The organism is Gardnerella phocaeensis (assembly GCF_048545075.1).
GTDB classification, from domain to species: Bacteria; Actinomycetota; Actinomycetes; order Actinomycetales; family Bifidobacteriaceae; genus Bifidobacterium; species Bifidobacterium vaginale_J.
The window spans coordinates 88,630-102,605 of sequence record NZ_JBKQXS010000003.1 but is presented as its reverse complement, the minus strand read 5'-3'; the positions used below and the strand labels follow the sequence as shown (position 1 = coordinate 102,605).

The 13,976-nt window shown below is 40.8% G+C and carries 10 protein-coding genes; all 10 read left to right on the top strand.

The window, feature by feature from the left end; genetic code table 11:
* Positions 1-111 precede the first annotated feature (111 nt).
* A complete protein-coding gene (locus ACJV2T_RS04755; RefSeq protein WP_391495717.1) occupies positions 112-1,020 on the top strand; it encodes a TrmH family RNA methyltransferase in 909 nt (302 codons plus the stop codon).
* A gap of 70 nt (positions 1,021-1,090) precedes the next feature.
* On the top strand, positions 1,091-2,158 hold the full coding sequence (gene pheS / locus ACJV2T_RS04750) for a phenylalanine--tRNA ligase subunit alpha (protein ID WP_419399306.1): 1,068 nt from the start codon (positions 1,091-1,093) through the stop codon (positions 2,156-2,158).
* A 5-nt stretch (positions 2,159-2,163) separates the two neighbouring features.
* Positions 2,164-4,785 (top strand): phenylalanine--tRNA ligase subunit beta, encoded by a 2,622-nt coding sequence (pheT, locus tag ACJV2T_RS04745; RefSeq protein WP_419399305.1) that lies wholly within the window; start codon positions 2,164-2,166, stop codon positions 4,783-4,785.
* A 258-nt stretch (positions 4,786-5,043) separates the two neighbouring features.
* Positions 5,044-5,583, top strand: a complete 540-nt coding sequence (locus ACJV2T_RS04740) for an arginine repressor (RefSeq protein ID WP_032842537.1) — start codon at positions 5,044-5,046, stop codon at positions 5,581-5,583.
* 275 nt (positions 5,584-5,858) lie between these two features.
* Positions 5,859-7,073 (top strand): argininosuccinate synthase, encoded by a 1,215-nt coding sequence (locus tag ACJV2T_RS04735; protein WP_076002803.1) that lies wholly within the window; start codon positions 5,859-5,861, stop codon positions 7,071-7,073.
* 36 nt (positions 7,074-7,109) lie between these two features.
* Positions 7,110-8,627 (top strand): argininosuccinate lyase, encoded by a 1,518-nt coding sequence (gene argH, locus ACJV2T_RS04730; RefSeq protein ID WP_419399304.1) that lies wholly within the window; start codon positions 7,110-7,112, stop codon positions 8,625-8,627.
* Between the two features lie 165 nt (positions 8,628-8,792).
* A complete protein-coding gene (gene tyrS, locus ACJV2T_RS04725; protein WP_004119411.1) occupies positions 8,793-10,112 on the top strand; it encodes a tyrosine--tRNA ligase in 1,320 nt (439 codons plus the stop codon).
* A 154-nt stretch (positions 10,113-10,266) separates the two neighbouring features.
* The gene (locus ACJV2T_RS04720; protein ID WP_419399303.1) at positions 10,267-11,907 is read left to right on the top strand and encodes a tetratricopeptide repeat protein; all 1,641 of its coding nucleotides are present in this window, start codon (positions 10,267-10,269) and stop codon (positions 11,905-11,907) included.
* A 145-nt stretch (positions 11,908-12,052) separates the two neighbouring features.
* Positions 12,053-13,153, top strand: coding sequence for an HAD-IIA family hydrolase (locus tag ACJV2T_RS04715; protein ID WP_419399302.1), 1,101 nt, complete (start codon positions 12,053-12,055; stop codon positions 13,151-13,153).
* Positions 13,150-13,953, top strand: coding sequence for a TlyA family RNA methyltransferase (locus ACJV2T_RS04710; RefSeq protein WP_415686896.1), 804 nt, complete (start codon positions 13,150-13,152; stop codon positions 13,951-13,953). Before ACJV2T_RS04715 ends, ACJV2T_RS04710 begins: the two co-directional genes overlap by 4 nt.
* The last annotated feature ends 23 nt before the right edge of the window (positions 13,954-13,976 follow it).

Below are 13,976 nucleotides of genomic sequence, written 5' to 3'. Positions count from 1 at the left end.
GTTTATAAGGTTTTGCTTATAAGTCTTGTTGCAAAGAATGTAACAAGTTTGCATAAATACGTGAACGCTTATTTCCTGTGTCGTAATCGTTTTTGAAGTAAAGTTATATTTATGCCGTTAAAAGAACTAATTGATAATACTCACAGTGAGCGCGTGCGCAGACTCGTTTCTTTAGGTCGCGCAAAGTCGCATGATTTGCAGCGTTTTTTAGTTGAAGGTCCGCAAAGTGTGCGCGAAGCTGTACGTTATGCCACAGATTCGTTATGTGATATTTATGTTACTAAAGATGCTTGTGAAGGTAATGAAAAGGAAAGTTCCCAATTTTCTTCTTTGCGGGAAATAGTTAAAGAAGCTTTATCCCGATCTTGTTATGTTCATCCTGTTGAATCGAGTATTATGCAAAAAATTAGTGCTGATTCACAGGGAATTGTTGCGGTTGCTAATTCGAAATCTTTAGATGATATCTATTTTAGTGAGTTTAAAAATTTGCAACAATCAGCACAAATAAAATCAAAAAACGATTTTAAACCTCTTCGTATTGCAGCTTGCTGGCAGGTAAGAGATCCTGGCAATGCTGGTGCTATTATTCGCGTTGCAGATGTTGCTGGATGCGATGCTGTTGTTTTTGTTGATGATTGCGTAAGTCGTTGGAATTCTAAGCTTGTGCGTTCGACTGCTGGTTCACTATTTCATCTTCCTGTAGTGCAATTAAGCGTTCAAGACTGGTTTGAATGCGCTGCAAAATCAAATATTCGAGTTATTGCAGCTGATATTTACGGAACTGACAAGATTAAACCTGTGCCATTCCCAAAAATTTTAGTCAATTCCGAGGTTATTAGCAGTTCTTTGGCTATTTTATTTGGCAATGAAGCTAGAGGCTTACCTAAAGAAGTATTGCAGCAGGTTGACGATATTTCAATAATTCCAATATATGGAAAAGCGGAATCAATGAACCTTGCAACAAGTGCAGCAGTAATGCTTATGGGCTTGGCTATGTCGAGTCATGAGCGAAAAATATAACTTTGGGCAATATTTTGCAATATCGTATATAAACAATGAATATACGTATAACACAGATAGGAAGGGTGCTGTGACCGATAATAAGCCATTCGATATTAAAGCTGTAACTAAAGCAGTAAAAGAAGGTATTGCTAGCGTTACAGCTGCTCAAACTATGGAAGAGCTGAAGGCTGTTAAAACTAAGTATGCTGGCGCACAGTCAGTGATGACTGTTGCAAGCAAAGCAATTGGTTCTTTGCTTGCAGATCAAAAGAAGGAAGTTGGCAAGGTAATGTCAACTTTGCGAGCTGATTTTGGTCGAGCTTTTGCAGAAGCTACAGAGCGAATTAAAGCCATTGAAGAAGCTCGTATGCTTTCTGCTGAGACTGTAGATATGACTCTTCCGATTAATCGTAAGCCTCTAGGTGCTCGTCATCCTATTGCTCGTATTATTGAAGATTTTGAAGACTTCTTTGTGTCTATGGGTTGGCAGATTTCTGCGGGTCCAGAAGTTGAAACTGAATGGTTTGATTTCGATGCATTGAACTTTGGGCCGGATCATCCTGCGCGTCAAATGCAGGATACTTTCTACGTTCAAGGCAATCAAGCTAAGGATGCCGCAGGCTTTGTTGGTTCAAATATGGTTTTGCGCACGCAAACTTCTTCTGATCAAGTACGTGCGTTAATTGAGCGTGGAGTTCCTCTGTATATTGCTTCTCCTGGTAGAGTGTTCCGCACTGATGAACTGGATGCAACACATACTCCAGTTTTCCATCAATGTGAAGCTTTGGCTGTGGATAAGCATTTAACAATGGCTGATTTAAAGGGTGTTCTAGATCGTTTAGCTGTTGCAATGTTTGGTCCAGATGCAAAGAGCCGCTTGCGACCAAGCTACTTCCCATTTACTGAGCCTAGTGCTGAGCTGGATCTTTGGTTCCCGGATAAAAAGGGCGGTCCAGGCTGGATTGAATGGGGCGGTTGCGGAATGGTTAACCCTAATGTGTTGAAGTCTGCAGGTTTAGATCCACAAGTGTATACCGGTTTTGCTTTTGGTGTCGGCTTGGAGAGGACTCTGCTTCTTCGCCACGATATTAACGATATGCATGATTTGGTTGAAGGCGATAAGCGCTTCAGTGAACAGTTTGTAATGGGGGAGTAAAACTCATGCCAATGGTAGATATTGACTGGCTTAAAGATCATGTTGAAGTGCCAGAAGGTTTAACTTACGAACAGCTTGCTAAAGATTTAGTTCGTGTTGGTTTAGAGGAAGAAGAAATTCATACTTCTCAAGTTACCGGTCCAATTGTTGTCGGTTACGTAGTTGACGCTACTCCTGAACCGCAGAAAAATGGCAAAACTATTAATTGGTGCCATGTTGATGTTGGAGATAAATACAACGATGTTGACGAGAACGGCAAGAAAGTTCCTCGTGGCATTGTTTGCGGTGCTCCTAATATGGCTGCCGGTGAAAAGGTTGTTGTAACTCTTCCTGGTGCTGTTCTGCCTGGAGATTTTAAGATTGAGCCGCGTAAGACTTACGGTCATATTTCTGACGGTATGTGTGCTTCAGAGCGCGAGCTTGGTTTGGGAGATAGCCACAATGGCATTATTTTGTTGCGTGAATATGGCTTCTCTAAAGCTGAATATGATGAGTTGAAGCCTGGCGACGATGTAATGGAGTTGTTGCATCTTAATAAGCCGATTTTGGAGATTAACATAACGCCTGATCGTGGATATGCTTTCTCTTATCGTGGTGTTGCTCGCGAATATCATCATTCAACTGGTGCTGTTTATACGGATCCTGTTTCAAAGTTGAATGAGCAGGTATCGCAAATTGATGATGAAGGTCACAAGACTTCAGATGTTGACGTGAGTATTGAAGACACTAATCCAATTCATGGTGTACCTGGTTGTGATCGATATTATGCGCGTGCTGTACACGGTTTTGACTCCACTTGTGCAAGCCCACGTTGGATGCAGCGTCGTTTAACGCGTGCAGGTATGCGCAGTATCTCTCTTGCTGTTGATATCACTAATTATGTCATGCTTGATTTGGGTCAACCTCTTCATGCTTATGATTTAGACAAAATTGAAGGTCCAATTGTAGTTCGTCGTGCACATGAGGGCGAACATCTTACGACTTTGGATGGCAAAGATCATGAATTGCATGTTGAGGATTTAGTTATTTGCGATTCTCCTCGTGGAAACCATGGTTCACGCGTGCTTGGCTTAGCAGGTGTTATGGGCGGCATGTATGGCGAAGTTACGAGTGAAACGAAAAATATTTTGATTGAGGCAGCTCACTTTGATCCCGTTTCAATTGCTCGTACTGCTCGTCGTCATAAGATTCCTTCTGAGGCTTCTCGTCGTTTTGAGCGTGGCGTTGATACTCAATTGCAGCCAGCAGCTGCACAAATGGCTGCAAATCTTTTGGAACAGTTTGGTGGAGCTAAGCCATCTACGTCGCCGTGTGATGTCAATAATACTCAGTCGCGAAATGTGATTGTGTTCAAAGCTAATGAAGTGCAGCGAGTTGCCGGTTTGGATGTTGATTTGAATCGCATTAGCGATATTCTTACCGATATCGGTTGTTCTGTTGCTGGTGGTGGCAATGGATCCTTCTCCGTTCTTCCTCCAACTTGGCGTCCTGATTTGAATGAGCCTTGCGATCTAGTAGAAGAAATTGCTCGACTTATTGGATACGATGAGATTCCTGTTAAGGTTCCTGCTGTTCCTGTTACTGGTCGAACTGGCTTAACTGCGCAACAGCAAACTAGACGAGCTATTGCTTATGAGTTAGCGGAAACTGGTTTTGTTGAATCTTTAAGCTATCCATTTGTTGGTGAGGAAGATATTAAAGCTTTCCGTCAAAATGTGGACGAAGTTGCTGAAGTAAGTGTTCGTATTGCCAATCCTTTAGCTGGAGACAGGCCTTGGCTTCGTCGTTCTGTTTTGATGACTTTGGCTGGTACTGTTCGACGCAATCTTCATCGTGGTTTAACAGATATTTCCATGTATGAGCTTGGTCATGTGTACTTTAGCGATCCAAATGCTCCTGCAATTCCTGCATTACCTGGTTCTGTTAGACCTTCTAATGCTGAGCTTGCTGCGTTGGATGCTGGATTACCGGAACAACCTTTGCATGTTGCTGCTTTGCTAACTGGTCATGCTGAAGAAACTGGTTGGCTTGGTACTCATAGAGATGTTGATTGGAGCGATGCTGTTGAAGCACTCCAGCGAGTTGGTAAGAGAATTGGTGTTAAGTTCATTCTCGAACAGTTTAAAGCTCAAGATGCTCCATCTTCTTGGCATCCTGGTCGTAGTGCTCAAGTTTGTGTTCTTGCTGAAGATGGTTCAAGCGTCAATCTCGGTGTTGTTGGCGAGTTACATCCGCATGTTTGTGAAGCATTAGATTTACCTAAGCATTCTGCAGCATTCGAGCTTGATTTAACTGAATTGTTTAAGAATATGCTTATGAAGCCTGTTCAAGCTAAACCAATTTCGACTTTCCCTCCTGTAAAGCAAGATTTTGCTTTCACTGCACCAATTGAGTTGAAAGCGAATGAATTGCAGTCTGCTATTGAAAAGTCTGCTGGAGATTTGCTTGAATCTGTTGAGTTGTTCGACGTGTATGAGGGTGAGCAGCTTGGAGAAGGCTTACGTTCTCTTGCTTATTCCGTAACGTTCCGAGCAAATGATAGAACACTTTCTGGCGAAGAGATGGAAGAAGTTCGTAAGAAGATTACGGATGCTGCTGAAGTCTTGCACGCAACTTTGCGAGTGTAAAATATAATATATTTTAGTTAATGCGATTGTGCATACGCTCTAATAATAGTATGCATAATCGCATTTATTGTATTATTGACTCTTTTTCTTTTTTATGTAAAGTAACATCTATTTTTTAAATAAAATATAGCGTTTTCATGCATAATAGATATGTGTGAGGAAGAACACATAAATAATTTTTTTATGCATGTAGATATGTATACACATATTCGTATATATTTAATTGGAAATATGTTTATGAAAGGTTTTGATAAAACTATGATGAATCCAGAAACGGATGCAGAATCAAATAACGAAGTGTCAATAAAACAGCAACGTCCTGCAACAAAAGCAGCTCGTTTAAATGCTATTGAACAAGCGTTACTGGCAGAAGTGATTACTTCTCAATCTCAACTAGCTAAAGTGTTGGCGCGTCATGGTTTTAATGTTACTCAAGCTACTTTGAGCCGAGATTTAGATGAGTTAAATGCAGTTAAAATTCGATTGACGGATGGTAGGATTGCGTATGTGCTTGGCGATGGTACTGGCAATCGTCATGCTATGGATACTGTGCGAATTGATCAGCAAGTTGCTCGCACTTTAGCAGGTCTTGTCACTGAAGTTGGACATGCAAATAATATTGTTGTTATTCACACTCCATCAGGTGCTGCACAATACGTTGCAAGTGTTATAGATCGTCAACCTTTGAAAGGTATTTTAGGATCAGTTGCTGGAGATGATACAGTTATTATGGTTTGCGTTTCAAATGAAGAAGCTGAAAATCGAGCAAATTGGATGCTTTCAGTAGCTTCTCGTTAAATAATCTATTAAGAAGTATTGTGTTTATTTAAATAAGAGTTGTATTAAAAAATAATTTTGCAGTAGAAGAGAAGATTTATACGCGTGCAGTGCATTGTTGAGCTGCACGCGTTTTTATATGCATAACTATAATCGATATATTTTTTGTATTTTGTAATAATTCTCCGAAGATTATAAAAATATAATAATTTTTTGGCGCGTCTGTTGATTTTATTTTATATGTATAATATGCTCTTTATTGTTTATTTATTCAATATATGACCTGGGAGGTCACAATGACTAATAAAAAACGTATTGTCTTGGCGTATTCAGGTGGCCTCGATACTTCGGTAGCAATTCCATACCTTAAAGAGCAAACAGGTCAAGACGTTGTAGCTGTGTCGCTAAATGTTGGTCAAGGCGGTGAAGCGCTTGAAGTAATTAAAAATCGTGCTTTGGCTTGTGGTGCAGTTGAAGCATATGTTGTCGATGCTCGCGAAGAATTCGCAGATAATTATTGCATGCTTGCATTAAAAGCTAACGCAATGTATGAAGACGTGTATCCATTGGTTTCTGCTCTTTCTAGGCCTTTGATTACTCGCCACTTAGTTAATGCAGCTCATCAATTTGATGCAGACACAATTGCTCATGGTTGCACTGGCAAAGGAAACGATCAAGTTCGTTTTGAAGTTGCAATCCAATCTTTGGATCCAGAATTAAAAGCTATTAGCCCAATTCGAGACTTGTCACTTACTCGTGATGTTGAAATAGAGTTCGCTAACGAGCACAAGCTTCCAATTGAACAAAGCAAGAAAAGCCCATATTCGATTGACCAAAACGTGTGGGGTCGTGCAATTGAAACCGGTTTCCTAGAAGATCCATGGAATGCTCCGACTGAAGAGTGCTATTCTTATACGCAAAATCCTCTTGAATCTCAAGAACCGGATGAAGTTACAATTACTTTTGAAAAAGGTGTTCCAGTCGCAATTGACGGTCATAGTGTAACGCCTTTGCAAGCAATTGAAGAAATGAATGCAAGAGCTGGAGCGCAAGGAATTGGACGAATCGATATTATTGAAGATCGTCTTGTAGGAATTAAATCTCGTGAATTGTACGAAGTTCCAGGTGCTCAAGCTTTAATTGTTGCACACCAAGAGCTTGAAAATTGCTGCCTGGAGCGTGAACAGCACAGGTTAAAGCGTGCTCTTGATAAAAAGTGGGCTGAATTTGTCTATGACGGTCAGTGGTTCTCTCCAGTTGTGCGTTCTCTTAACGCATTTATTAATGAAACTCAAGAGCATGTTTCTGGAGAAATTCGAATGACTATGTATGCTGGCAAAGCTGTAGTTACTGGACGCCGTTCTGAGGAATCATTGTATGACTTTAATTTAGCGACGTATGATTCTTCGGATACATTTGATCAGCGTGCTTCCAATGGATTCATTGAAATCTACGGATTGTCTAGCAAGGTTGCAGCAGCAAGAGATATGCGCGTTGCAAACAACAACTAATACGATATATTAAAAAAGATATAAAGGTAATAAACTATGCACGATGCAACAAAAGCAGCAGCCGCAGAACTAGAAAATAATGAAACTAATAATACTAATCACCCTATTGCATTGTGGGGTGGACGATTTAGTTCAGGCCCTTCAGCAGAGCTAGCGAAACTAAGCAAGTCCACACAATTTGATTGGAGATTAGCGGATGATGATATTGCTGGTTCTAGAGCTCATGCGCATGCGTTGCATCGTGCAGGTCTTCTTAACGAAAAAGAGTATGCTGATTTATCTTGTGCATTAGATGAATTGCAAAAGCGTGTAGATGACGGAACTTTCGCACCCATTGAGGAAGATGAAGATGAAGCTACAGCATTAGAGCGCGGTTTACTTGAAATTGCTGGAAATGAGCTTGGTGGAAAGCTTCGTGCAGGTCGATCTAGGAATGATCAAATTGCAGCTTTAATACGTATGTTTTTGCGTAGGCATGCGCGCGTTATTGCATCATTATTGTTGTCAGTTTGCCAAGCGTTGCTGAATCAATCAAAAAATGCAAAAGACGCAGTGATGCCGGGTCGCACTCACATGCAACACGCTCAACCAATTTTGCTTGCACATCAGTTAATGGCACATGTTTGGCCGCTTTTACGAGATGTAAATCGCTTCATAGAATGGGATTTGCGTGCAGATGAAAGCCCTTATGGAGCAGGAGCTTTGGCAGGCAATACTCTTGGTCTTAATCCAGAAGAAGTAGCTAAAGAGCTTGGTTTTTCTAAAGTTTGCGCTAATTCTATAGACGCAACTGCAAGTAGAGACTTAGTTGCAGAATTTTCATTCATCGCAGCAATGGTTGGCGTTGATATATCACGATTAAGTGAAGAAATTATTATTTGGAATACTCAAGAATTTGCATTTGTTCGTTTAGATGATGCTTATTCAACTGGTTCATCGATTATGCCTCAAAAAAAGAATCCAGATATTGCGGAACTTGCTCGCGGTAAAGCTGGTAGATTAATAGGCGATTTAACTGGTTTAATGGCAACTCTTAAAGGTCTTCCTACTGCTTATGCTCGCGATTTGCAAGAAGATAAAGAAGCTGTTTTTGATCAAATTGACACTTTAGAAGTGCTTCTTCCAGCTTTTGCTGGAATGGTAGAAACTATGAAATTTGATTTAAATAGACTTTATGAACAGTCTTCTACTGGTTTCGCTCTTGCTACAGATATTGCAGAATGGCTTGTAAAAAAGGGTGTTCCATTCCGTAATGCTCATACTTTGTCTGGTTTGTGTGTAAAGCGAGCTGAGGGAATTGGGGGAGATCTTGCTGATTTAAGCGATGATGATTTTTCAAATATTCTAAACGGTTTTGTTGATAGCGCAGAAATTGCGAATATTAGAACAATATTGACTAGTGCTGGATCTGTGTCTGCCAGATGCGGTCGTGGCGGTACGGCCTTCGTGCGAGTTAAAGAGCAAATTGTAGAGGCTGAAAACGCAATGGATAATTATTATAAATTTGCAAATTCAAAAAGCGATGGTTCTGCTTATATCTCGCCTATAAAATAATTTTAAAAATTAGATTATTAGCTGTCACGTTATAGTGCCAAGTATCGTACTTTATGATATTTGGCACTTTTATTATGCGTGTCGTCATGTGCTGCAAAAATTAAAAGGCTTGTGGACGCGCAAAGCGCCCGATATTTATCGGTATTCTGTATTAAGGAGATACGAATGGCTCAGGTCAGGAACTACAAGGAAGCAGGTTTTGCTTCTTTGTTTGAAGAGCTTAAGTGGCGTGGATTAATTTCACAATCTACTGATGAGCAGCAACTTGCTCAAGCGCTTGACGGAGAACCATTAACGTATTATTGCGGTTACGATCCTACTGCTGCTTCATTGCATATTGGTAATCTTGTGCAGCTTATTAATATGCGTCACTTGCAGGCTGCAGGTCATCATCCTATTGCTTTAGTGGGTGGTGCCACTGGTTTGATTGGTGATCCTCGTCAAAGCGGAGAACGCACTCTTAATTCTAAGGATATTGTGGCTGGCTGGGCTGAACGCTTGCGTAAGCAGATTGGCAGAATTTTGCCTCTTGATGGTGAAAATCCTGTTCGTTTTGTCAGCAATTACGACTGGGTTTCTAAGATGTCTGCTATAGACTTCTTGCGTGATGTTGGTAAGAATTTCCGTGTTGGCACAATGCTTTCTAAGGATATTGTGGCTCGCCGCTTAAATTCTGATGAAGGTATTTCTTTTGCTGAGTTTAGTTATCAAGTTTTGCAAGGCAATGACTTCTTGTACTTGTTTGATAATTACAACGTAACTTTGCAACTTGGCGGTTCGGATCAGTGGGGTAATCTCACTTCCGGCATGGATTTGATTCGTAAGGTTCGCGGCGCATCAGTAAACGTGTTTACTAGCCCAATTATTACAGATAATCAAGGTCGTAAGTTTGGCAAGTCAGAAGGTAATGCCATGTGGCTTGATCCTTCTATGCTTAGCCCTTATCGCTTCTACCAGTTCTGGTTCAATCAGCCTGATGATGAAGTTGTTAAGTTGCTTAAGGTGTTCACTTTCTTGCCAAAAGATGAAATTGAGCGTTTAGCTCAGCAAATTCAGGATGATCCTGGAAGTCGTGAAGCTCAGCGCGTACTTGCGTGGGAAGTTACAAGTTTCGTTCACGGTGAAGATTTAACGAATCAGGCTATTGAAGCTTCTTCCGCTTTGTTCGGACGTGGTGATCTTTGCAATATTGATGAGCAGACTCTTGAAGCTGCTTTAGATGGCGTTAAGGTTAAGGCTGAAGACGGTAGTTTAGATTTCGCTAAGGCTAAAGTTGCAGATCGTGTTGTTGAGGCTGCAGTTGCCGCTGGTCTGTTCCGCACTGTTTCCGAAGCTCGTCGTGCTATTGAAGCAGGCGGTTTGTATCTAAATAATGAACGTGTAAGTGGTGTCGACGATGTGTTAAGTGAGGGCTCTTTCTTGCACGGTCGTTTCGCTTTGCTTCGCCGCGGCAAGAAAGCTATCGGTGCCGTAGAGCGCGCTTAATAAATGTTTGTGATTTATTAAAAAATACATCTGTTGTAAGCTTGCTGCTTGATGTATGCTATAGCTTGCTTACAGCAGATGTTTAGTTATTTTATGAATATAATTAAAATGTGATTTTGTAATAAAATTGCACATAGATGAGAGGTATGCCAGAATGGGCGAAGAACGCGAACACTCGCGGAGTGGTAAGAAATCTTTTGGTGAACGTGGTGGATTTGGTCATCGCAATGGTGGTAAAAGTAGCGAGCGTCGCGGTGGTTTCCATAAGGATGGTTTCCATAAAGGCGGTTTTAAGAAGGGTGGTTTCCGCCGTAATGATGATGATCGTGAAGAGAGCTTCCACTCTGGCGTAAAGCGTGATGGTGATCGTCGTTTCAACCGTCATGACGATCGTAAAGATGACCGTCGCGGTGGTTTTAAGAAGAATGGTTTTAAGAAGGACGGATTCCGCTCAGAGAATCGCGATAATGATCGTCGTTTTGATCGTAACCGTCATTTTGATCGTGTAGATGATCGTCGCGATGACCGCCGCTCTAGAGATTTTGGACATTCTGGTGACGAAGGTGGCAACCCACGCTACAAGAAGTTTGATGGTGATCGTCGTTTTAACCATCGTGACGATCGCAGGGATAATCGTCGTGAGAACCATCGCAATGGCGATTTCCATAAAGATTTCCATAAAGGCTCTAAGGGTGGCTTCCGTGATGACCGCAGAGACGATCGTCGCGATGAGCGCAGAGATAATGAGCGTCGTTTTGATCGTCGTGACGATCGCAGAGATGATCGTCGCGCAAATTCGCGCAGTAACTTCCGCTTTGAAGATGGTCCACGCCGCAATTCTGACGGAACTGTTTCTTATCCATCTCAAAATCCTTATACAGCACGTCGCCCTGGTGAGCCTAAGATGCCAAAAGGTTTGGAATGGGCAATGCTTTCTAAAGAAGATCGCGAGCGTTTGCGCGGTCTTTCAAAGGAGCATGCTGAAAATATTGGTCTTCATATTCTTGCAGCTTATACTTTGCAAGAAGAAAATCCTGAACTTGCATTAGAACATGCAAAGTGGGCTGCTAAACAAGCTTCTCGTATTGATTTTGCTCGCGAAACTTTAGCTTTTGTGGCCTATCGTCAGGGAGATTACAAACTTGCTTCTAAGGAATTCCGCACTGCAATGCGAATGAATGGCTACCTTGATTATTTGCCATTTATTGCCGATTGCGAGCGCGGTATGGGCAATCTAGACAAGGCTTTAGAAATTTGCATGTCAGATGAAGCGAAAACCTTAAGAGGAGAAGTAAAAGCCGAAATGTTCCTCGTTTATGCAGGCGTTTTGGCTGATACTGGTCATGCTGATAAGGCTATTGAATTGGTTCATGCAATGGGTCGTTCAAAGGGTCTTCCTGGGGAGTATCGTATGCGTGCAGTTCAAGCAGAACAATACTTCTTGGAAGAAGCCGGTCGTAGTGACGAAGCAATTGAATTAGAGTCTTTGCTTGATAAGCTTGAGCAACAGTATGCTGATGTTGATGACGAAGATATAAATCCTGATGATATTGTTATCGACTATGATTTAGAGCATTTGAATGATGACATGATGGATGAAATTGGCATGAGTGAAGATGATGCTCAATTTGCTCCTGATGAAGATACTGATGAAGAATCTGATGAGGAATCTGAAGCAACTGAAGATTCTGAAGATTTAGAAGATTCTGAAGAGTCAGAAGAAACAAGTAACTCTGAGAATGCGGATAATACGGATACTATCGAGATGAGTGCTGTTCACGCTGACGAAGAGTAGTTCGTAACATTTGAATATTTGCGCCCGGCTGCTTTTAAGTAAGCCGGGCACTTGCTGCTTTAAGAGTTGATATTTATAAAATAGGCTTAATAAGATTTGAATCTAAATTAAGTGCAGTGTTTAGCAAACTTAAATGAGGTATAGTATGCAAGTTGAAACGAAAAAGAATTTTTCTTCATGTAATCGTCCGTTAAGCGATGCATTTCGTTTAGCACTGCTTGATTTAGATGGTGTTGTATATCGTGGTGGAAATGCTGTTGAATATGCGTCTGATTCCATTTTGTTTGCGCAAAAAAATGGAATGGCAATTGAATACACAACTAATAATTCTTCGCGTTTCCAGTCTGTTGTTGCAAAACAACTGGAAAGTTTTGGCTTAAAAGTAGAACCATGGCAGATTATAACGTCTTCTGTTGTTGCAGCAAGAATGGTAGCTCGCAATGTTGAGAAAGGATCTAAAGTTCTTGTTCTCGGCGCTGAACATTTGCGTCAAGAAGTGCAACGCGTAGGATTACAACTCGTAGATTCGTGCGAAGATAATCCTAAAGCTGTTATTCAAGGATGGTATCCTCAAATGACTTGGCAAGAAATGGCGGAAGTTTCTTTTGCTGTTGAACACGGCGCAAAATATTTTGTTACCAACCGCGACTTAACTATTCCAAGAGAGCATGGTATTGCTCCTGGATGCGGTTCCATGATTCAAGCTGTTATTAATGCTACGGGTGTGGAGCCTATTTCGTCTGCTGGAAAGCCAGAATCTGCAATGTATGATGAAGCAAGGTTTTTGGTTGCTGCTAATGCTAAGCATGATGATTCTGAATGTGAAGAATATACTGAAAAAGACGAGTATGGCAATCCTGTAATTAGTATTGAGCATTCATTAGCAGTTGGAGATCGTTTAGATACTGATATTGAGGCTGGAACAAGAGGAGGCTATGCTTCATTACTTGTTCTTACTGGAGTTACAGATCCTCGCATGCTTATGCTTGCGCCAAAACATTTGCGTCCAAGTTTTGTTTCTAAAGACTTGCGAGGATTAAACGAATCTCACAACGCTCCTGAACGAGTTAACGGTAGTACTTTTACTTGTGAAGATGCTATAGCAAGAATTGTGAATAATAATATTATTGAAGTTAATAACACTAACGATTGCAATGCTTTAAGAGCTGCTTGCGCGCTGGCATGGAGCTTGCAAGATTGCGGTGAAAATATGGAAAATTATACTCTTCCGGAGTTTTCCTTATGACTGTGAATGAGGATTTAAGTAAACTTTCAAATAGCAATATTTCACAACGCTTAGATTGCGCTTTGGTTAGTCGTGGTTTAGCAGAAAGTAGGACAACTGCTCAGCGTTTAATTCGTGCTGGCGTAGTGAATGTTGACAATCGAAATATTACGAAATCCTCATTTTTAGTAAACGATTCACATACAATAACAATCGACGAATCAAAAAATACGCAATCTTGTATTAGATACGTTTCTCGTGGAGCACTTAAGTTAGAAGGTGCTTTCGAAGCGTTTTCTAAAAATGGTTTAACTACTTCCAAATCAACTAAAGCTCTAGATATAGGTGCATCAACGGGCGGTTTTTGCGACGTTCTTTTGCAAAGAGGTGTTAATTCTGTAATAGCTTTAGATGTTGGTCATGGTCAATTGCATCCAAAAATAGCTAACAATTCACATGTAATTGAAATGAGCGGTGTGAATATTCGAGATGTGTACGAAGAGAACTTGCCATATAAACCAAATCTTATAGTTTCGGACGTTTCTTTTATTTCTCTAACGCTTGTTATTCCAGTAATTTCTAGAATAGCTCAATTGCATGCAGATATTGTGCTTTTAGTTAAGCCGCAATTTGAAGTAGGAAAAGGAAACCTTGGAAAAGGTGGAATAGTAACTGACGAAACTTTAAGAATTAAAGCTTTAGAAACAATAAAAAGTTGTGCAAACCAAAACGGTCTAAAGGTTATCTCCTCTTGCGAATCTCCTATTGAAGGAACGCATGGCAATACGGAGTATCTTCTTTATGCGCGTTACGAGAAATAAATTAATCATTGAATGTTTAGCAT